The sequence below is a fragment of the Gardnerella swidsinskii genome (assembly GCF_003397705.1).
Lineage (GTDB): Bacteria > Actinomycetota > Actinomycetes > Actinomycetales > Bifidobacteriaceae > Bifidobacterium > Bifidobacterium swidsinskii.
On the sequence record NZ_QJVB01000001.1, the window covers coordinates 156,551 to 176,955 of the forward strand.

The window sequence follows — 20,405 nt, forward strand, 5'->3', positions numbered from 1 at the left end:
GATAGTCTTAACAGGTAAGGATTGTGCTTATTTGAGCAGCGTTAGCTCAAAAATGGAGGTGCGGCATGCCTGGTATTGTGCTTATTGGAGCTCAATGGGGTGACGAAGGTAAAGGCAAAGCAACAGATTTAATTGGTTCAAAGGTTGATATTGTCGCACGTTTTAATGGCGGTAATAATGCTGGGCACACTGTCGTTGTTGGTGATAAATCTTATGCATTACATTTACTTCCAAGCGGAATTATCAGCCCTAATGTTACGCCTGTAATTGGTAATGGTGTTGTTGTTGATCCAGAGGTATTGCTTGAAGAAATTGACGCTTTGGAATCTCGCGGTGTAGATTGTTCGCGCTTGCTTGTGAGCGAAGCTGCGCATGTTATTACTCCGTATCATCGAGTTATTGATAAAGTAACTGAGCGTTTTCTTGGCAAACACAAGATCGGCACGACTGGTCGTGGTATTGGACCTACTTACGCAGATAAAATTAATCGTGTTGGTATTCGAGTGCATGATTTATTTAATGCTGATCACTTGCGCGACAAAGTTGAAGCAAGTTTGCATCAAAAGAATCAAATGCTTGTAAAACTTTATAATCAACATCCTATTGATATTGATGCAGTTACTGCTCAACTTGTGGAGCTTGGCAAACGCTTGAAGAAATATGTTGCTGATACTTCATTAGTATTGAATGAAGCAATGGATGAAGGCAAAACTGTGCTGTTTGAAGGTGGACAAGCCACAATGCTTGACGTCGATCATGGCACTTATCCGTTTGTAACTTCTTCAAACCCTACTGCTGGTGGCGCTTGCACGGGTACTGGTGTTGGTCCTACTCGTATTACGCGCGTAATTGGAGTAGCGAAAGCGTATATTACTCGTGTTGGTGAAGGTCCATTCCCAACTGAACTTTTGGATGAGCAGGGTGACTGGTTGCGTGAGCAAGGCCATGAATATGGTGTTACAACTGGTCGTCCTCGTCGTTGTGGATGGTTTGATTCTGTAGTAAGCCGTTATGCAACTCGCGTAAATGGTTTGACGGATATTGTTCTTACTAAGCTTGACGTTTTGACTGGTTTGAAGGAAATCCCAGTTTGCGTAGCTTATGATGTGACTTTGTCTGATGGAACAGTTCAGCGTATGGAAGAAATGCCTGTAGATCAATCACTGTTTGCTTCTGCGAAACCAGTATACGAGATGCTTCCAGGCTGGAATGAGGATATTTCTCAAATTCATAAGTTTGAAGATTTGCCTCAAAATACGCAAAGTTATGTAAAGCGTTTGGAAGAGCTTTCTCATTGCCGTATTTCTGCTATTGGAACTGGTCCGCAGCGTGATCATATCATTAGTGTTCACTCACTAACTGACTGAAATTGTTTATTATTTTATGATCAACTTAGCAAAACGGCACTTCTCGGTTGGGAGTGTCGTTTTGGTTTATGACGATAATTTCAAAAAGAGTGAAAATGAGTAAAATAAGCGGAAAAAATAAAAAAAATAATTGTCGATTATACTTTTTAGTTTTTATTGGTGGTACATGTGGAGCTTTCGTGCGCGCAGTAATTTCTTCTTATGCGCACACGATTCACCAAGTAGACGGACAATCATTTATATTTGGTCAGCTTACTTTAGGAACTTTTTTGTCGAATATGATTGCATGCTTTATTTTTGCTCTTGTTACTGCAATATCTGTTAAAGCTTTAACGCAAGAAAAGCAAACTTTGTATAAATATGCGCTAGGAACAGGCTTTTGTGGCGGATTGTCGACTATGTCTACTTTCGCGTTTGAAAGTGCAATGTCTTTTATGTCTCCACGCATAACGCTTGTTGTTTTGGGCATGCTTTTTTCGCTGCTTTTTGGCGTTTTTATGGCTTTTGTTGGTAATTGGGTTGGAACAGGAATTGCGAATTGCATGAACAAAAAGCAAACTCGATCTGTTGCAGAAGCTAATACTAAGGTGATGAAGTGATGAATTCTTTATACGTTTTTATTATGTTTATTTTGCCTTGCTTTTTTGGCGGTTTAGGTGCTGTTTTAAGATGCGCAATGACTAAAAAAATTTCAGCTGCTCATAAAAGCGAAGTTCCAGTTGCAACGCTATTTATCAATTGCGTTGCTTCATTTGCTATAGGTGTTATGTCTAATGTTTTCATGGTTGCAGCTGCAATATGTGGAGTACGTTTTGCTTATTTGATGATTTTGGGATTTTTGGGTGGATTTTCCACGTTTTCTACTGCAATTTTTGAAGGTGTGGATCTTATTCAAAGAAAGCGCATAAAAGATGGAGTGTTCTTGCTTTTTGCAGAACTTATTGTTCCATTCTTTGCTGCTTCTGTTGGGTATATTGTTTCGCAAATATTGTTACTGTACGTAATTTAGTATTTAGAAGTTAAGTGTTGTGCGCAGAATCGAGTTGTAGTGAAGTTTAAGAATGCATTGAGCTTTTTGAGTAATAACTTAAAGCAAATATCAAAAACTTTTTGCCAGCTTCGTTGGAAAGTAATATTAGCTGGGATATTTGTCGGCGTTGTTTCTGGTTCATTAGTAGCTTCTTACAGGCTTGGTATTGAATACGGTACAGATTTTGCGCGTTGGATGTATTTACAAATCCGGCATAACGCATGGTGGATTTTGCCATGCTTAATTTTTGCTGTAATTGCAGGTTTAATTATTGGCTGGATGAGTCGTAAAGAAAGTATGGCTTCTGGAAGTGGTATTCCTCAAGTCGTGGGATATGTTAATCGCGGTTTGAATATGCGATGGCACACGATTCTGCCAGTGCGTTTTGTTGGCGGTTTACTTGGTTCTTTATTTGGATTGTCTCTTGGACGTGAAGGTCCATCTATTCAAATAGGTGCATGTGGTGCTCAGATGTTGTCTCGAATTTTTCGTAAAGGTAGGCGTGACGATATTAAAGAGCATTATGTGGTAACTGCTGGAGCTGCAGCCGGTTTATCTGCTGCGTTTTCTGCGCCACTTTCTGGAGTTATGTTTGCTATGGAGGAGATTCAGCACGGCTTAACTTCAATTGTTCTTATAGGAGCTGCTGCAGCTGCTTTATGTGCTGATTTTGTTTCGCAAACTTGTTTCGGGTTGCGTCCAGTTCTTGATTTTGGTCAGATTCCAGATTTGCCAATGAACTTGCATATTTGGATTATTCCTCTTGGTATTTTTGCAGGTTTTGTAGGCTCGATAATGAATCGTTCGTTACTTGGTTTGCAAACATTATACGGATATTTGCCAAAGTGGATGCCTGTTGCCATTGCTTGCTTAATTGCAATACCAGTTGGCTTGTTCCTGCCTGAAGTTCTTGGTGGCGGATCTAATTTAGTGCGACTTTCTGAATATGGAAAAGCAAGTCTTGCAATGCTTTGTTTGCTATTTGTGGCAAAAATGTTGTTTACTTCTACGAGTTTTGGTTGTGGCGCTCCCGGTGGTATTTTTATGCCTATTCTTGCAGTAGGTGCGCTCGCAGGTGGTGTTGCTGCGCGCTGGATTACTAGCGTTTCAGCATTTGGCATTGATACAAAATTTGTATCTGTGTTTGCAGTTTGCGTTATGGCTGGTACGTTGTCTGCATCTGTAAAAGCTCCACTCACTTCGATTTTGCTTACTGTTGAAATGTCTGGAACTATGATTCATACGCTTCCAGTTGCAGCTTCTGCATTTATCGCATTGCTTATTTCGGATATTCTAAAAACTAAGCCAATTTATGGTGAGTTACTTGAACGCTATATGAAAGTTAATAAAGATTTAGTATTGCCATCTGTAAATTCTGTAAAATAGATGTTTTTATAGATAATTTTTGTGCAATATTTGCTTATTCTTAATATTTCCTGAGCTTTTAACCACATTGCATGAATATTGTTGAAAACTCATTGCTGTATGCGTTTCAATAGGCGCATGAGTATGAATATGAGTGTAAGCAACAAATCAATTGGCGTTAAGCAGATTGATAAAAATTATAACAATGGCGAAGCTGTAGGCGCATTTAGAGATGTTAAACGTTATGTTTATCCTCCTCAAGTTGCAGATAAATCTATATACGAATCTGCGTCTAATGGTGTAAAAAGCACGCCTTGTATAGCTGACGATCATACTGTTATGACTCTTTTGCCTAAGAGTTCTCAAGATGTGGAGAGTTTTCAACACACTGAACGCTCACAAGATATTTCTATTAAGCATAAGTCTTGCATGTTTAATAATTCTGAAGAAGATAATCTTATTGCGCGTGATTCTTTAGATCCGTTGCCTAAAAATATTTTAGTTGGAATGTCTGCTGCAGATGGCATTGGGCTAAGCACTTCGCTATCTATTCTTTCGCGCTATATAAGTGAACAAGGTCATAGTGTTGCTCTTGTAGATGCTGATTTGACTCATGGTGGTTTAGACGTTCTGCTTGGTTTGGAATCAGATGAAGGCCGCAGGTTGCAAGAAGTTGATGCTTCTTTAGGTAAATGCGATGGCTATGTGTTACGCAATGAGCTATTGCATTGGGACAATGTGGATGTTTTAGCATTTTCTCCATGGCATGGTAAGTATCCTGAACCTTGGGTTTTAGAGGCTGCTATTAGAGGTTTAGCTGATGCTGTTGATGTAGTTATTGTAGATATAGGTTCTGGCGAGACTGCTATGAAGTCTTACCATAATATTCCGCAATTTATTGACAGTGTGACTCTTGCTGCTGTTGAGCTATCTGTGCTTGATTTAGCAAGGTTTAGAGCGTTGCTACAAAAATTAGATACTTTGTGTGATTCTGAAGTAAAGTTTAATAAATTTGCTGTTGTTGGATTGTCTCCTCGTGGTTTAACGCAAAAATCTTATGTTTTAAGTATCGATGAAGCTTCTGAATATCTATCAACTACATTTCTTGGTTCTTTGCAACACGATGCTCGCATGTACGCCGACATTATAGGGGGATATGGTATTCGAAATGTGCCATCTTCAATGAAGGAAACCATGAAACGCATAAATAATTGGCTTATCGGAGATGTTATATCAAATACAAAAAATGCTGTAACTAAATATCGTCGTTCGCAATATCGTCGTTCGAAATACTCAAGAGGTAAATATGATCGTAAATAATATTCGTGATATCGATTTTGGAATTCTGCAGGAATTTGCCAATGATGTAAGAGTTACAGACATGGTTGTAAGTGAGTCCGGTCGTGTGTGGGTAGATTGTGGGCAAGGTCTCAAGGAACGCGCAACTCGAGTTCCGCTTAACAACCCTGCTTTGTTAAGAGAATATGCTGTATGGCTTTGTGCACAATTAGGCAAAAGACTGGATGATGCGTGTCCTATTGCTGATGCTTCAAGTACTTCTGGCATTCGCATACATGCTGTTTTAGCACCACTTGTATCTCAAGGAGCAGCATTGTCAATTCGTTTTCCTTCAGTTAATCGTTATGATCTTGTTTCTTTAAGCGATCAAGGCATGTTTCCAAAAGAATTGTCTTGTATTCTAAGCGTTTTAGTTAAAAAGCGAGCAAATATAATGATCACTGGAAGTACTGGATCTGGGAAAACCACACTTATGAAGGCTTTGTTGGCTGCTGCTGATTGCGAAGATCGTATTGTATCTGTTGAAGAAATTAGAGAGCTCGGCGAGTTGACACAAAATCATGTTTCGTTAAGTGCGCGAGAAGCTAATGTAGAAGGTGTAGGAGAAATTGGCTTATCTCAATTAGTAAAAGCAACATTAAGAATGCGCCCGGATCGCATTATTCTTGGTGAATGTCGTGGGGAAGAAATTGCTGATTTGTTGAGAGTGTTTACTTCCGGGCATAAGGGTGGAATGACAACTCTTCATGCAGATGAAATAGAAAAAGTTCCCGCTCGTCTTATGGCATTAGGGTTATTGGCTGGGTTGGAGCCTGCAGCTTTATGTGCTTTAGCTGCTGGAGCATTCGATGTTGTTATTCATGTAGAGAGATCCTCTAACGGGCGTCGAATGATCAAAGAACTCGGTATTTTGCAATACGCTTCTAGCGCTTCGTTGCTGTGTGGCATTCCAGTTTTGCAATTATCTTGTGGAATTGACGGCAGTATTGTCATGAAATTTTTGCCTGCATGGGTTAAGTTTTCAAATTATTGGAATCTTCCCGAAAATATGGCCAACATATGTGTTGACAGTTCAAATAATTAGTAGTCGATTGTGTTGCTTGGAGCGTAAAAATGGATATTGAAGAAGTTCTTGCTGGAATGATTGCTGCATTACGTTCTGGTTCTACTTTTGCAATGATTGTTCACAGTGACTCTAAGTCTCAACAATGTATTTGCAGTAGTGCAGTTAATACAAAAATTATTTATAAATGGCTTTATGAACGTTGTTTTCCAAAGAACCGCAATATGAATAAGAATCAACGTCGTCAGCTTGAAAAACATATGCATACTGTTTCTGAAAGTCTTATGGCTTCATATGAATTGAGTAATACTCTTGGTTGTGCTATGGCAGAATGTGTGGAAGCTACGGCAGCGTCATATCATGCTCAGAAGCGTGCAGAAGATTTACGTGCTGACGTAGCTGCAATGCCAAAAGCAACAATAAAACTACTTACTGCTCTACCTATTTTGGCTCTTTTTGCTGGTGAATTATTAGGTGGGCACCCTATTTTGATGTTAATTACAACAGTAAATGGATGGATTTTATTAACAATAGGTGGAATATGTTATGGATTGGGTTTGGCATGGGTTAGTTCTATGTTGCAAATATCTCAGCATGCAATGGATGCTGCCTCGCTGGAAGGATGATTTATGGAATCCACAAAGCAGCTTTTGTTTATCATCCCATTGTTTGTTGTAATTGTTTGGCAATGGGTGAGTTTGAAATTAGAGTGCGATTCATTAGATAATCGTATGCGTTTTAACAGTAAAATTATGCTAGTTAAATACGAATGGCGTAACTCCAAAGTTTCATATGTAGATCCTCTTCTTGGTTTACATATGATTATTGTTTCACTTCGTAGTGGTGTTGCTATTACTAGGGCTCTTAGTGCTGTTGGAGAAGTGTTTCCTTGTGGTCAAGGCATGTGGCTTTGCTCTGTTTCCAATGCTTTACTTGCAGGAGATACGTGGCATGAAGCATGGTCTTCTACTTATACTAAACAAGATAATTTTGAATTAGAAAATAAATCAAAATTTACTAATCGTAAAAACTTAGATTCTTCAGAAATATTAGCTAGATGGTTAATGACATCTTTAAAAGAATCATGGTGTTATGGTTCATCTCCAGTTCCTGTATTGTCTGCACTTGCTCAACATTATGAGATAAATATGGCCAATATTGCTAGACAAGAAAGTTCTAAGTTGTCTGTGCGATTGCTGCTTCCTGTTGGATTATGTTTTTTGCCGTCTTTTATATGCATAGGAATTTTGCCAACAGTTATGTCGCTTATGCGCTAGCTTTTTAAAAATAAATTTTTAGAAAAATAAATTAGCTTTTATCCACAATGCAATTTTTTTATTTTCATTCGCAAAACAAGTTGTAATAATATTTCTATCCGAAAATTTCGGATAGTTTGAAGTGAAAGGTACAAGATGATGGTTGGGATAATGCAAAAACTTGTTGCACGATACGCTGTGTCTATGCTTCAAGTAAATGAACAATTAGTGAATATTGAGTCACGTTTGTGTCAAAAAAGAAAACTGTACGCTGAAGGTCTTAAAAATAAGGATTCTGGAGCTGTAACAGCTGAGTATGCAGTAGTTATTATTGCTGCTACTGGTTTTGCTGCACTGCTAGTTGCTATTTTGAAATCAGATACGGTTCGCACAACGTTGACAGATTTAGTGAAAAAAGCATTGAAAATCGGCTAACGGCATGTTTTAGCAGATGAAATGAGCTTATGATGCGGAAAGTTATTGTGTGCAAAAGATTGTTGCGCAAAATTAGTGATTATGACAGAGGGACGGTAACTGCTGAATTTTCTATTGTTTTGCCTTGTGCATTAATACTGTTATTTGTATTAATTGGCATAGGTAGAGCAGTTGTATGTACTATGAATTGTCATGATGCTGCTGCGCAAGTTGCGTATTATCTTGTGACTCATAAGGACGATAAAGCTGCCGCAAGTATTGTGCAGTTGGTCGCAGGTCAAGGAGCGTCGGTGAAAATAAGTCGTAGCAATAATATGGCGAATATTGTTGTTAAATGTCCTCTTATTCCCGATCCTCTTCATATTTTGCCGCCTCTAGTGGAAAGTCATGTAAGCCAGGTTTTAGTATGAGTAGGCGCAAGAATTTTGTGAAGCATTCAATAAATTTCATTCATAAGCGATGTAAGGGCATTGACTGCGGTTCTGGCACTATGCTTGGCATTATGCTAGTGATCGCAGTCTGCTCAATAGTAGTGCTTTCTGCTATTTTATGTAATGTTCTCGGAGCTAAACATCAAGCTTATGCTGTTGCAACTTCTGCTGCTTTATCTGGTGCTTCTGCGTTGCAAAGGATGGAGGATAATGCGTGTGAGGTTGTTGCGCGTACTGTTGCTTCAAGCAATGTTTTTTTGAAATCTTGCAACTCTACTAGTAATGATGTAACTGTTCGTGTTTCTGTTGGGCTAAATATTCCATTTGCTTCTAACGTGGAAGTTTCTGCTAGAGCAGGACTAGAAGATTGCAATAAGTAGTAAGTAGCAAAAACGAATATAAATATCAGCAGTCGGGTGGCGGCTGCTGATAGTCTTAACTAAGATATATCGGGGAAATAGTTAGGTCGCGGTAGGTTAGGAAACATGGCACTTGCACTGTATCGTAGATATCGTCCTGACACGTTTGATGGTGTTATTGGGCAGGATCAGGTTACCATACCTTTGTCTAGAGCATTAGACCAAGGAAAAATAACGCATGCATATTTATTTTCTGGGCCGCGTGGATGCGGTAAAACAAGTTCTGCGCGAATTTTAGCTCGCTGCATTAATTGCGAAAAAGGACCAACTTCGCAACCATGTGGAGAGTGCCAAAGCTGTAAAGATTTAGCTACTGGCGGTGCCGGTTCTATCGACGTTGTAGAGATTGATGCTGCAAGCCATAACGGTGTCGATGATGCTAGAGAGTTGCGTGAGCGTGCTGGCTTCGCTCCTGCTCGTGACCGTTATAAGATTTTCATTCTCGATGAAGCTCATATGGTTACGCAGCAAGGTTTTAACGCTTTGCTTAAGATTGTAGAAGAGCCGCCTGAGCATGTAATGTTTATTTTTGCTACCACTGAGCCGGATAAAGTTATTGGCACTATTCGCTCGCGTACACACCATTATCCTTTCAGACTTGTGCCTCCAGAGGTAATGTCTCCATATCTTGAAGATATTTGCAAAAAGGAAGGTATTCTGCCACAGCCGGGAGTTCTTCGTCTTGTTATGCGCGCTGGTGCAGGATCAATGCGAGATACGTTATCTGTGCTCGATCAGCTTATGGTGGGTGCTGTTGATGGTTCAATTTCTTTGGATTCTGCGGTTGCTTTATTAGGTTTTACGCCTAATTCATTGATTAGCGAATTCATTGACGATCTTATTAATCATGATGGTGCTTCGATATACGATGTAGTTCGTCGCGTTATTGTTGGAGGCTACGATACTCGTAAGTTTGTAGAAGATTTATTAGGTAGAGTTCGTGATTTGTTGCTTATGGTATCTGCAGGTCCTAAAGCGGCTTCAAGCTTACTTAATGATGTTTCTCCAGAAGATTTGGAAATATTGAATAAGCAATCTGCAAGCATGACATTGCATGATTTAGCACGTATGGCTCAAACAATTAATGATGCTTTAAGTGCAATGGCTAGTGCAATTTCTCCTCGAATGAATTTGGAAATTTTAGTTGCTCGTTTGCTTGCAGACAGCGAAACTTCAAATACTGTTGCAACTAATTTGCGCATCAATAACGTGCAGCAACAAAATATTTCAACTTCTAAGCAGAATATTCAAAATAAAGTATCTTCTGGTGCTCATTTCGTAGGTTCTACAAGCAATAAAAAATATGTTTCTGCAAATAGTGAGAATAATAGTACTTCAAATTCTTCGCTACCTTCTGAAACTACGGCATCTCCTATTGCTAAAGCAGAAACGCAATCTGCTCCACGCACAAAAGAAATGGAATCTAAAAAAGCGTTTTTGAACGATGCACATAATGCTAATGCAAAGAATGATTCCATGGATACTGATGCAATGTGGGATAAAGTAGTTTCAAAATTGCCTGATGACGTACGTGAATATGTAACTCGTGAGTATGTTCCTACAGTGCAACTTACTCCAGTACAATCAGGTCGGCAGCGTCTTATTTTGACTTTTAATGAGCCTATGAGTCAACATGCATTTGCGCTAGCAGTATGCACTACTTCTCCATATGATGGGCAAAAAGTGCCAAAAGTAGTAATGAATGAAGTGCATGAAGTATTTGGTGCGCAAGTAATGATTGCTCCTGCACCAGTTGCTGCTAATGGTGAACAAGTAGAATCTGTTGCTCGAATGGATCCGCAAAATCTTGCCAAAGTTAAGCGAGATATTTTATTACGCAAAACTGGCCTATCTGCTGGATTTAGTAATAAAACTGATTCTGATGGCAGCGGAATAAATAAAAATCCTACTAAAAAAGAATCTTCGGGTTTTAGTGGCGCTGATGGCTCCGCAGCATCAGTAGCTTCTGAAAATACTGCGGATGAGTTAAGTGATGTTGCGAATGCGGATGATGATGTTTGGGCAGATATGTCGTCTATGCCTATGTCGGATGTGATTGCAATGCCAGAAAACTCTTCTTCTGAAGAGTCTTCTTCTAAAGACTCTTCTATTGAAGATGAGCCTATGAATCATGATGACGAGATTGCAATACAGAAGAGTTCGCATTCTCATAACCAATCTGAAGCTATTTCTGGTGTCTTGGATCAAGCTAAACTACACTCTCAAGTTCAGAATGCAACTAATACTTCAGAATTGTCTACTGAATCAATTCAGACTACTGTTTCTCCTACGAATGGAGCTACTGCTGACGAATGTTCGATGGATGATGCTTCATTAGAATCCGCAACGTCTGTAAGCACTGATGAGCTTAAACAAATTTTTGAAGTTAAATCTGTTGAAGAATTTGCTTCCACTGATCCTAAAAATCCTAAAAATGCGATTATGAGCGTTAAGAAAAAGCAAGAGGAGTAGTTTACAGTGCATAATTCATCGTCATATGATGGAGCAATTGGTCGCTTAATTGAAGCATTTTCAAAGCTTCCAGGGATTGGACCTAAAGGCGCTCAGCGTATTGCGTTTTACTTACTTTCTTCCTCGGATAAAGATGTTCAAGAACTAATAGACGCAATTAATAACATGAAAGAAAGTGTGCGTTTTTGCGATGTATGCGGAAACGTATGTGAGCAGAGCCCTTGCATAGTATGCGCAGATCCTCGGCGCGATCATAGCAAAATTTGCGTAGTTGAAGAACCTAAAGACATTATGAGTATTGAGCGAACTCATGAGTATTCAGGTGTTTATCATGTTCTTGGTGGTGCAATTAACCCAATGGCAAATGTTGGACCGGGGGACTTAGCAATTACGCAATTACTTGAGCGTCTTAAAGATGCAAAAGTTCAAGAAATTATTCTTGCGCTTGATCCTGATATAGAAGGTGAAGCGACTGTTACGTATTTGGCTCGATTGCTCGATCCTCTAGGAATTAAAGTTACTCGCTTGGCAAGTGGATTGCCTGTTGGTGGAGATTTAGAGTATGCGGATGAGATCACTTTAGGTCGTGCATTTTCTGGTCGTCAATCTGTGTAATTTTGAATATTGTTTTTATGCGCACAAGTCATTATCAATAAATAGGGCATAGTTGGTAGTCTGATATCGAAGCCATTATTCGGCATATCCTGTGCGTTTATCAATATTGACATGAGCAAGGGGTAAAAATTGGCGCTTATCGTACAGAAATACGGTGGTTCTTCTGTAGCGGATACGGATTCCATACAACGTGTTGCCAAACGCATTCTTTCTACAAAAGCAGAAGGCAATGATGTTGCTGTTGTAGTTTCAGCGATGGGAGATACAACTGACGATTTAATTGATCAAGCAATGAGTGTAAATACCCATCCTCCTGCTCGCGAAATGGATATGCTTATGACAGCAGGCGAACGAATTTCTATGAGTTTGCTTGCAATGGCTATTCATGCTCAAGGATCTCATGCTTATTCTTTTACTGGTTCTCAAGCTGGATTTATGACAGATACTCAGTTTGGAGCTGCGCATATTCGTGCGGTTAAGCCTGATCGTGTCAGAAGAGCTCTTAGCAAAGGCAGTGTTGCAATTGTTGCCGGGTTCCAAGGAATTAACGAAGTTGGAGATGACACGACTCTTGGTAGAGGTGGTTCAGATACTTCAGCTGTAGCTCTTGCGGTTGCTTTAGGTGCTGATATATGTGAGATTTACACGGATGTAGATGGAGTATTTACTGCAGACCCACGTATTGTGCCAACTGCAAAACGTATTCCTGTAATCGATTATGATTCGATGCTTGAGATGTCATCTTGCGGTTCGCGCGTGCTTGCGTTGCGTTGTGTTGAGTACGCTCAGCGTTTCGGTATGCCTCTTCATGTTAGAAGTTCATTCTCACATAGGAACGGAACGCTTATAGTTCCAAATAATATTAATCCGAACGATTTGCCTAATCTGAGTTAGAAAATACAAAACTAAATATTAATAGATAATGTCAAATAATCTTCGAGCTTAAAGGCGGTAACAATGGTAAACCACGATATTCTTTCGACTATGGGCGATTTATTTCCTGATTTAGGTCCGGAAACTCCTGTTATCTCTGGCGTTGCTCATGATCGCAGTGAGGCAATGATTACGGTTCGCGGTATTCCAGATATTCCTGGTATGGCTGCGAAAGTATTTACAACTCTTGCAAAAGCAAATGTAAATATTGACATGATTGCACAAGCAAGTGCTTCTACTGGTACAGCAGATATTTCTATTACTGCTCCAGGAGCGTCAATGGAAGCAGTCCGTAAAGTTCTAGAAGAAGCGCATGATGAATTGAAATTTACTTCTATGGATGTCGTTCCAGTAGTAGGGAAAGTAGCTGTTGTTGGCGTTGGTATGAAAACACATTCAGGCCTAGCTGCTACCTTCTTCACTGCGCTAAGTGAACATGGTATAAATACTTTGATGATTTCTACTTCGGAAATTCGTATTGCTGCCATGGTTCCTGTTGAACAAATTGATGAAGCTGTTCGTGCTTTGCATACTGCTTACGGTTTGGACGCAAGTCAGGTTGAAGCAGTAGTGTACGGCGGAAGCGGGCGCTGAAGCAATTTAAATTATTGAATTAATAAATTAACTAAATTATTTAAATTGTAGAATTGTAAAAACTGTAGAAATTATACGTACTTACTTTTAGGGGAGTCTCGATGACAATTATCAACGAAAAAGGCGTGAACGTGGCAGTACTTGGCGCAACTGGCCAAGTTGGTATGGTAATGCGTCGAGTGCTTGACGAGCGCGATTTTCCAATAAAAGATTTACGTTTTATGGCTTCCGCTCATTCTGCTGGCACAGTTTTGCAATATCGCGGCAAAGACGTAGTCGTAGAAGATGTAGAAAAAGCAGATTTGCACGGAATTGACATAGCTATTTTTTCTGCAGGCGGCGGAACTTCAAAAATTTGGGCTCCGAAATTCGCTGAAGCTGGCGCAATTGTAGTAGATAATTCTTCGCAATGGCGTATGCATAACGATGTGCCTTTAGTAGTTGCGGAAGTAAACCCTGAAGATTTAGATACTATTCCAAGAGGAATAGTAGCAAATCCAAATTGCACAACTATGGCTTGCATGCCTGTATTAAAGCCGCTTGCTGATGCTTTTGGATTAAAACGTTTAATAGTTTCGTCTTATCAAGCTGTTTCTGGTGCCGGTCGAGCCGGTGCTTTGCAACTCATGAATGAGGCTCAAGCTGCATTAAACCAAGGAGCAGATAAACTCGTTTTCGACGGTAGCGCAATAGATTTCCCTGAGCCTACAAAAGTTGCTCGTACTATTGCTTTTAATGTAGTGCCTTTTATTGGTTCAATAGTTGATGACGGATCTGAAGAAACTGACGAAGAACAAAAATTGCGCAATGAAAGCCGTAAGATTTTGCATTTGCCAAATCTTGCAGCCTCATGTACTTGTGTGCGAGTAGGTGTTTTCACTGGTCACGGCATGAGTGTAAACGCTGAGTTTGAGCATGATGTAACTCCAGACATGGCTCGCGAAGTATTGAGCAATGCTGAAGGAGTTGAACTTAACGATATTCCTACTCCTCAGCTAGCAGCCGGAAAATCTGCAAGTTATGTTGGCAGAATTAGGAAAGATCAAGCAGTAGATGGAAATAAGGGATTGGCACTTTTTATCACTAACGATAATTTGCGAAAAGGTGCTGCATTAAATGCTGTGCAATTGGCGGAAATTATTGCTAAAAAGCGTAATTTCCTAAACTAATTATGGTTATATTGCGCTCGCGATTATGTAAGATTTTGCGTAAACTGGAATTATGTCAATAGCATCTGAAGAAATACAGCAGCAACTCGATCGTATAGTGGCACTTGGGTATCCAGATGTGGCTGATATGAGTGCCAATGCTTTTCGTAAGTTGGCAAATCCTATATTATGTGCGCTTGAAAATAGTAGTTTAGGTGCGAATATTTTATTGATTCCTACGCGTGAATTAGTTTCGCCTGAATCGTTGATTTCTCGGACGAGTATTAATCGCATGGCTGGATTCACTACTATGCCTCCGCGAGATATCATAAGTTTTCTTCCTAAAGACGGGTATGAGTTTCCTGAAGGTCCGTTCTATATAGTTGTCGATCCGCATACTGGCTCATCGTATTTGAATCGAGAGCCTGATGTTGCTCGTAAGCTTATTGATTCTGATGAGCGTTTGCCTCTTACGCTGGAAGAAGGGCTTGCTATTGCAACACAACATCCAGATTGGCTTGAAAGCAAGAATGGATTTAATTTGCTTGGTTCGCAAAGCGCAGATGGGCGTGTGCCAAGTATATGGATGAGTCAATGTGCTCCGCGTTTAGGTGCTGTCTGGCCAAATTCTCGTCATACTTGGCTTGGTAATGCGTATTGCATGGAAAGATGTGGAGTGTCATCGCTGAAGTAAGTTAGCGAATTTTGCGCTCATTTAGTAAAATAGTACGAAATATAACGGTAGATAATACAAATAAATAGAAGTTGAATTTTTATAGTTTCTCATATTGTGAAGGTGTGTTGTGGCATATATAACTTTTGATCATGTAGTGAAAGAATACCCATCAGGTTCTGGTGCTGTGCGAGCTTTAGATGATGCCAGTTTTACTGCACAGAGCGGTGAGCTTACAGTAATTTTAGGTGCATCTGGCGCGGGAAAAACTACAGCATTAAATATTTTGGGTGGTATGGATACTGCAACAAGCGGTCGTGTTGTTGTTGGCGATTGCGATGTTACTAAGCTAAAAGGTCGTAATTTGGTTCGCTACCGCAGAGAAGACATTGGTTTTGTTTTTCAATTTTATAATTTAGTTCCAAATTTAACTGCTCTTGAAAATGTAGAGTTAGCTTCGCAAATTTGTGCAGATCATTTTGACCCTGCTCAAACGCTTATTGATGTTGGCTTGAAAGAAAGGCTACATAATTTCCCAGCTCAACTTTCTGGCGGTGAGCAGCAACGCGTATCTATTGCGCGAGCTCTTGCTAAAAAACCTAAATTATTGTTATGTGACGAGCCTACTGGTGCCTTGGATTATGAAACAGGTAAGGCAGTATTGCAATTATTGCAAGATATTTGCCGAACTGAAGGCATGACAGTGCTGATTATTACTCATAATGCTGCCATTGCTCCGATGGCTCACAAAGTTGTTCGTTTCCGTTCTGGAAAAGTTGTAGACGAAACTGTGCAAGAACATCCTATGGCTATAGCCGATATTGAGTGGTGATTAGGTGGTTGTTATGCGGAAAGTAACAGCAGTTTCAAAGCAATCTGATAATAAAAACGCCAATAATGGCAGTGAAGGTAAGCGCACGCACTCATTGCTGCCAATAGTATTTATTAGCGCAATTAGAATGTGGGTTCGCGAATGGCGTCGCTTCTGTGTTCTTGCGGTTATTGCAATGCTTGGCGTTGCTGTTATGACTGGTATTTATGCAGGCTGCAACGACATGTTTCTCGCTACTAACGATATGTATGCGAAATTGCATGCTTATGATTTGCAAATCGTATCTACTCTTGGTTTAACTAAAGACGATGTTGCAGCATTACGCGCGTTGCCAAGTGTGAGTGAAGTTGAAGCAGAGCGTTCTTGGAAAGCAACAGCACACGCGACAGATGATGCAAAGTCTTCATACGCAATGAATTTCGTGCATTATGTAGAATCGCAAAAAAATCTTAATCGTTTGCATTTGCTTAAGGGCAATATGCCTAAAAATAATAGTGAAGCTGTTGTAACTCAGCGATTTTTACACGATAGTGGCTTGAGCATTGGCAATGTGATAGTAGTCAACATGCAGCAAAATGTGGACGTTGGAAATCTTGATTCTTCTAATTCAAAGTCTAAAACTTATCGTTTGCGCATAACTGGTAGCGTGCTAGATAGCAACGATTTAAACAATCCTGATGGCTATCAATCTAAAGCATTTCGTAACTCTGTGACGTCTAGATATCCAATATTTACTTCTGCTGCTCCTGATAACGTGACCGGCTTGCCGTATACAGCAATATCGGTACGTTTGAATGATACTCAACATGTCAATGTTTTTTCTAAAGATTATCGGGGCATTGTCGACGATGCATCTGAACAGATTCAAGAACGCGTGCAATCTAAGCGAGAAACAGCTCGACGTAATCAAATTATCGACAACCAAGTTAACTCAGAATTAAAAAACATTATTGCAAACGATCCTAGACTTCAGCGCGCTCCAAATTTTGTTAAAGAGCAAGCAAAAAAGCAAATTCGTAAACAAATTAAGTCAGAGATTCAAAAACGTGTTCCTCAAGCTCAATGGCATATATCTACTCGTATAGCTAACGATAGTTATGCTAGTTTGCGTTCTGACGTTGCTTCAATACAGTCACTTGGATACGCTTTCCCGGCAGTATTTCTTGTTGTAGCAATGATGATGAGTTTAACTGCTATGGCTCGTATGGTTGAAGAAGAGCGAGGGCTTATTGGCACATACTTAAGTTTGGGATACGGTCGTTCTACTGCAGTAACAAGACATGCTTTCTTCGCAATATTTGCGTGCTTTGTTGGCGGCGGAATTGGCGATATTATGGGTTTTCTTGCAATCCCTTCACTTTTACTAAAAATCTTGCGTGGTTTATACGCCGTTCCAGACGTTAGGTTGAAGTATGACTGGCTATATGGCTCTTTGTGTGTGCTAGCATTTGTGATTCCTGTTGCAATATGCACAATCGTTGTTAGTTGGCGAGAAACAAAGCAAGTTCCTGCAGCTTTGTTAAGACCAAAAGCTCCAAAAGCTGGTTCTCGCGTTCTTCTTGAAAGGTTGCCTTGGATTTGGAAGCGAATGAGTTTCTTAAATAAGGTTACTGTTCGCAATTTGGCGCGATTCAAAGGCAGATTGTGCATGACTATTGGTGGAGTTGCCGGTTGCACAGCGCTTATTGTTTGCGGTCTTGCTTTGAACGATACTGTTGCGACCTTGGGTATTCGCCAATACGAGGGAATTTATCGATACGATATGATTTCTATCTCGGCTCCAGGATCTTTCCAAAATATGAAGAAAAGCGTTGAGCAAGACAAGTCAAATAATAAAGTAGAAACTATACTTCCGGCTTATGTGGGCTCTGGAGAAATAGCTAAAAATCAATCAAATAAGTCGAATAGTCGTCATGTTGAGGATGCGGAAAGCGTGCAGTTGATTGTTGTAAAAGACACAAAAGCTTTGTCTCATCTTGTAAATTTGCAGGATGTGAACAATAATTTGCAAACTGTTAAACTTACGGATGAAGGTCCGTTGCTTTCTCAAAGCGCTGCTGCATCTCTGGACATTACTCGTGGTAGCGAAATTAATGTGACGAATACTAGTTTTAAACGTGCGAAGGTTAAAGTTAAAGCTATTGTTCGTAATCTTATCGGTTCTAATATTTACATGACTGAACATTGCTACGAACGCTTATTTAATGGAGAAAACAGTAAGCTTTTGAAACATAATGCGTTAATTTTGCGTTTGCGAGGTAGCGATAATAATAAAATTAAATATGCCGACAAGGTTTCTGAACGTGACGGTGTGCTTGCTGTTATGAATATTACGCGTATGAAGCATGCTTTTAGTTTTGATCTTATGAATGCTGTTGTTGCTTTAATCGTAACTTTGGCTGCTGGCTTAGCTTTAGCTGTGCTTTTTACTCTTGCAAGTACTAATATTTCGGAACGTACTCGCGAAATGGCTACGCTGAAAGTTCTTGGTTTTTATCGTAGAGAAGTTCATTCCTATGTGCATAAAGAAATGCTTACTTTAACTGTTATCGGCATTGCAGTTGGATTGCCATTAGGAAGGCTTATTGCAGGATTGTTGACTAGCGCGCTTCGTATGCCGTCTTTGTATTTTGAAGTTGAAGTAGCTCCTTTAAGCTATTGCATTGCTGGCGTTGCAACACTAATTTTTGCGTTAATTGTGCAATGGGCTACCAACCCAGCTTTGGATCGCATAGATCCAGTAAGCTCACTTAAAAGTGTGGAATAGTTGCGCGAATTGTGGAATGCGTAATGAATAGTTAAGGGTTCCTATAAAATTAGAAATTCGTGGCTATTAAGGAACGGAGTTGTAATAATGAGTGAGACTGTGAATAGTGACATTAATGTAGGTTCTAAACAAACAGAATCTGCAGAGACGCACAATAGCACATCTTCTCATAATCAATCTTCAAACCAATCTTCTCGCGTATCTGCGCAAGAAAATGCAAGTAGCAATGCAAACCAAATGGAGCGTAGTCTTACCAAGCGTCACGTGCAATTTATTGCTATTGGTGGCACTATTGGCACAGGCTTATTCCTTGGTTCCGGAAAATCTATTAGCTTAACAGGTCCTAGTATCGTATTCGTTTACATTATTGTGGGCTTGATTATGTTCCTGCTGATGCGTGGCATTGGCGAACTTATGTATAAGGATCCGAACCAGCATACTTTTATTAGTTTTATTACACGTTATCTTGGCAGAGGTTGGGGTAATTTTGCCGGATGGTCGTATTGGTTTGTGCTTGTACTTATTGGTATGAGCGAAATTACGGCAGTTAGTACGTATTGTGTCACATTCTTCCAAACTTTCGATATTGACGTAAGTCATTGGAAATGGCTGATAGAAGTAGTATTTTTAGCGGCTTTAGTGTGCATAAATTTGGTAGCTGTAAAGCTATTTGGGGAAACTGAGTTTTGGTTCTCAATGATTAAAATTACGCTAATTGTTGCTCTTATTGTCACAGCCGTAGTTATGGCTTTAATTGGTTACCATTACTCTGCAACTCCTTTGCATGGTGGTGTAATGAGTCCTGCTGGTCACGCTGGATTAGATAATATTTTCAACAATTTCTCGCTTATGCCAAATGGCTGGCTTTCCTTCTTAATGAGCTTCCAAATGGTGTTTTACGCGTACCAGCTTATTGAGTTTGTTGGTGTGACTGTTTCGGAAACTAAGAATCCTCGCCAGGTTTTGCCAAAGGCTGTTAACGAGATTATTGTACGCGTTCTGGTTTTCTATGTTGGTGCTCTCATAGCGATTATGCTTATTGTGCCGTGGCAACAGTTTAGGGCTACGAATGCGGAAGGCGTATTTATGTCACCATTCATTATGGTGTTCCAATACGCGGGATTGCATTGGGCTTCTGCGCTTGTGTTCTTTGTGGTTATTACAGCTGCTTCTTCTGCGCTTAATTCTTTGCTGTATTCTGCTGGTCGCCACATGTATCAAATCGCGCTTGAGTCACCTTCGCCTCTTTTGGGTAAGTTGCGTAAGGTTTCACGCACGAAGGTTCCTGCTCGCGCGATTTTGTTCTCGTCTGCTTTGATTCTTCTTTCACCAATTATTAATTCGATCCCTGGTATTCATGGTGCGTTTATTTTGTTTGCTTCGGCTTCTTCGGCAGTGATAATCATGATTTATATTTTGATTATGGTTACGCATCGTAAATACCGTGAATCTGCTGATTTTATGCCAGACGGCTTCGTTATGCCGCATTATAAGCTTTTGAATTCTCTTACTATAGCGTTCTTTGCTTTTGTGTATGTGACTTTGTTTATTAGCGACGATACGCGAGCTTCTGCAATTGGCGGACTAGTGTGGCTCGTATTGTTCGGCGGATACTGCGCCTTACATCAACATTGGCAGAATCGCGATTTAGCTGAAGCTTTGGGGAAGTAAGGTACTTCTTTACTTGATTTCTGTTATGCTTGCTG

20 protein-coding genes are annotated in these 20,405 nt (G+C 40.0%); all 20 read left to right on the forward strand.

Going from position 1 to position 20,405, the window contains the following annotated elements; genetic code table 11:
• Positions 1-65 precede the first annotated feature (65 nt).
• The 20 genes from D0T18_RS00660 to D0T18_RS00755 all read left to right on the forward strand — a co-directional run bounded on the left by D0T18_RS00660 (position 66) and on the right by D0T18_RS00755 (position 20,370).
• A complete protein-coding gene (locus D0T18_RS00660; protein WP_004110044.1) occupies positions 66-1,367 on the forward strand; it encodes an adenylosuccinate synthase in 1,302 nt (433 codons plus the stop codon).
• A 95-nt stretch (positions 1,368-1,462) separates the two neighbouring features.
• Positions 1,463-1,966, forward strand: coding sequence for a fluoride efflux transporter FluC (locus tag D0T18_RS00665; protein ID WP_033888544.1), 504 nt, complete (start codon positions 1,463-1,465; stop codon positions 1,964-1,966).
• A complete protein-coding gene (locus D0T18_RS00670; RefSeq protein ID WP_004110041.1) occupies positions 1,966-2,376 on the forward strand; it encodes a fluoride efflux transporter FluC in 411 nt (136 codons plus the stop codon). Before D0T18_RS00665 ends, D0T18_RS00670 begins: the two co-directional genes overlap by 1 nt.
• Before the next feature lie 39 nt (positions 2,377-2,415).
• Positions 2,416-3,783 carry a ClC family H(+)/Cl(-) exchange transporter gene (locus tag D0T18_RS00675; protein ID WP_004110037.1) on the forward strand — a complete coding sequence of 456 codons (1,368 nt, stop codon included), beginning with the start codon at positions 2,416-2,418 and terminating at the stop codon, positions 3,781-3,783.
• A gap of 123 nt (positions 3,784-3,906) precedes the next feature.
• On the forward strand, positions 3,907-5,082 hold the full coding sequence (locus tag D0T18_RS00680; RefSeq protein ID WP_116440310.1) for a CpaE/TadZ family protein: 1,176 nt from the start codon (positions 3,907-3,909) through the stop codon (positions 5,080-5,082).
• A complete protein-coding gene (locus tag D0T18_RS00685) occupies positions 5,069-6,145 on the forward strand; it encodes a TadA family conjugal transfer-associated ATPase (RefSeq protein WP_004110032.1) in 1,077 nt (358 codons plus the stop codon). The genes D0T18_RS00680 and D0T18_RS00685 overlap by 14 nt, the downstream gene beginning before the upstream one ends.
• Positions 6,146-6,174: 29 nt before the next feature.
• Positions 6,175-6,750, forward strand: coding sequence for a type II secretion system F family protein (locus D0T18_RS00690; protein ID WP_004110029.1), 576 nt, complete (start codon positions 6,175-6,177; stop codon positions 6,748-6,750).
• A 3-nt stretch (positions 6,751-6,753) separates the two neighbouring features.
• Entirely contained in the window at positions 6,754-7,401 is a 648-nt protein-coding gene (locus D0T18_RS00695; protein WP_004110027.1) for a type II secretion system F family protein, read from the forward strand.
• 138 nt (positions 7,402-7,539) lie between these two features.
• A complete protein-coding gene (locus D0T18_RS00700; RefSeq protein WP_033888546.1) occupies positions 7,540-7,815 on the forward strand; it encodes a DUF4244 domain-containing protein in 276 nt (91 codons plus the stop codon).
• Between the two features lie 29 nt (positions 7,816-7,844).
• Positions 7,845-8,225, forward strand: a complete 381-nt coding sequence (locus tag D0T18_RS00705; RefSeq protein ID WP_102703309.1) for a TadE/TadG family type IV pilus assembly protein — start codon at positions 7,845-7,847, stop codon at positions 8,223-8,225.
• Positions 8,222-8,626, forward strand: coding sequence for an Rv3654c family TadE-like protein (locus D0T18_RS00710; RefSeq protein ID WP_116440311.1), 405 nt, complete (start codon positions 8,222-8,224; stop codon positions 8,624-8,626). The genes D0T18_RS00705 and D0T18_RS00710 overlap by 4 nt, the downstream gene beginning before the upstream one ends.
• A gap of 105 nt (positions 8,627-8,731) precedes the next feature.
• Positions 8,732-11,137, forward strand: coding sequence for a DNA polymerase III subunit gamma/tau (gene dnaX / locus D0T18_RS00715; protein WP_116440312.1), 2,406 nt, complete (start codon positions 8,732-8,734; stop codon positions 11,135-11,137).
• A 6-nt stretch (positions 11,138-11,143) separates the two neighbouring features.
• Entirely contained in the window at positions 11,144-11,752 is a 609-nt protein-coding gene (recR, locus tag D0T18_RS00720) for a recombination mediator RecR (RefSeq protein ID WP_004105782.1), read from the forward strand.
• 129 nt (positions 11,753-11,881) lie between these two features.
• The gene (locus tag D0T18_RS00725) at positions 11,882-12,646 is read left to right on the forward strand and encodes an aspartate kinase (RefSeq protein WP_004105780.1); all 765 of its coding nucleotides are present in this window, start codon (positions 11,882-11,884) and stop codon (positions 12,644-12,646) included.
• 63 nt (positions 12,647-12,709) lie between these two features.
• Positions 12,710-13,279: an ACT domain-containing protein gene (locus tag D0T18_RS00730; RefSeq protein WP_004105778.1), complete on the forward strand. Its 570-nt coding sequence runs from the start codon at positions 12,710-12,712 to the stop codon at positions 13,277-13,279.
• 101 nt (positions 13,280-13,380) lie between these two features.
• Positions 13,381-14,448, forward strand: coding sequence for an aspartate-semialdehyde dehydrogenase (locus D0T18_RS00735; protein WP_116440313.1), 1,068 nt, complete (start codon positions 13,381-13,383; stop codon positions 14,446-14,448).
• Positions 14,449-14,500: 52 nt separating this feature from the next.
• Complete coding sequence (locus D0T18_RS00740) at positions 14,501-15,121, forward strand: DUF5701 family protein (protein ID WP_004109989.1); 621 nt, start codon at positions 14,501-14,503, stop codon at positions 15,119-15,121.
• 109 nt (positions 15,122-15,230) lie between these two features.
• Positions 15,231-15,932 carry an ABC transporter ATP-binding protein gene (locus tag D0T18_RS00745; protein WP_004105770.1) on the forward strand — a complete coding sequence of 234 codons (702 nt, stop codon included), beginning with the start codon at positions 15,231-15,233 and terminating at the stop codon, positions 15,930-15,932.
• A gap of 13 nt (positions 15,933-15,945) precedes the next feature.
• Positions 15,946-18,699 (forward strand): ABC transporter permease, encoded by a 2,754-nt coding sequence (locus tag D0T18_RS00750; RefSeq protein WP_116440314.1) that lies wholly within the window; start codon positions 15,946-15,948, stop codon positions 18,697-18,699.
• Between the two features lie 237 nt (positions 18,700-18,936).
• Positions 18,937-20,370: an amino acid permease gene (locus D0T18_RS00755; RefSeq protein WP_100066729.1), complete on the forward strand. Its 1,434-nt coding sequence runs from the start codon at positions 18,937-18,939 to the stop codon at positions 20,368-20,370.
• Positions 20,371-20,405 lie beyond the last annotated feature (35 nt).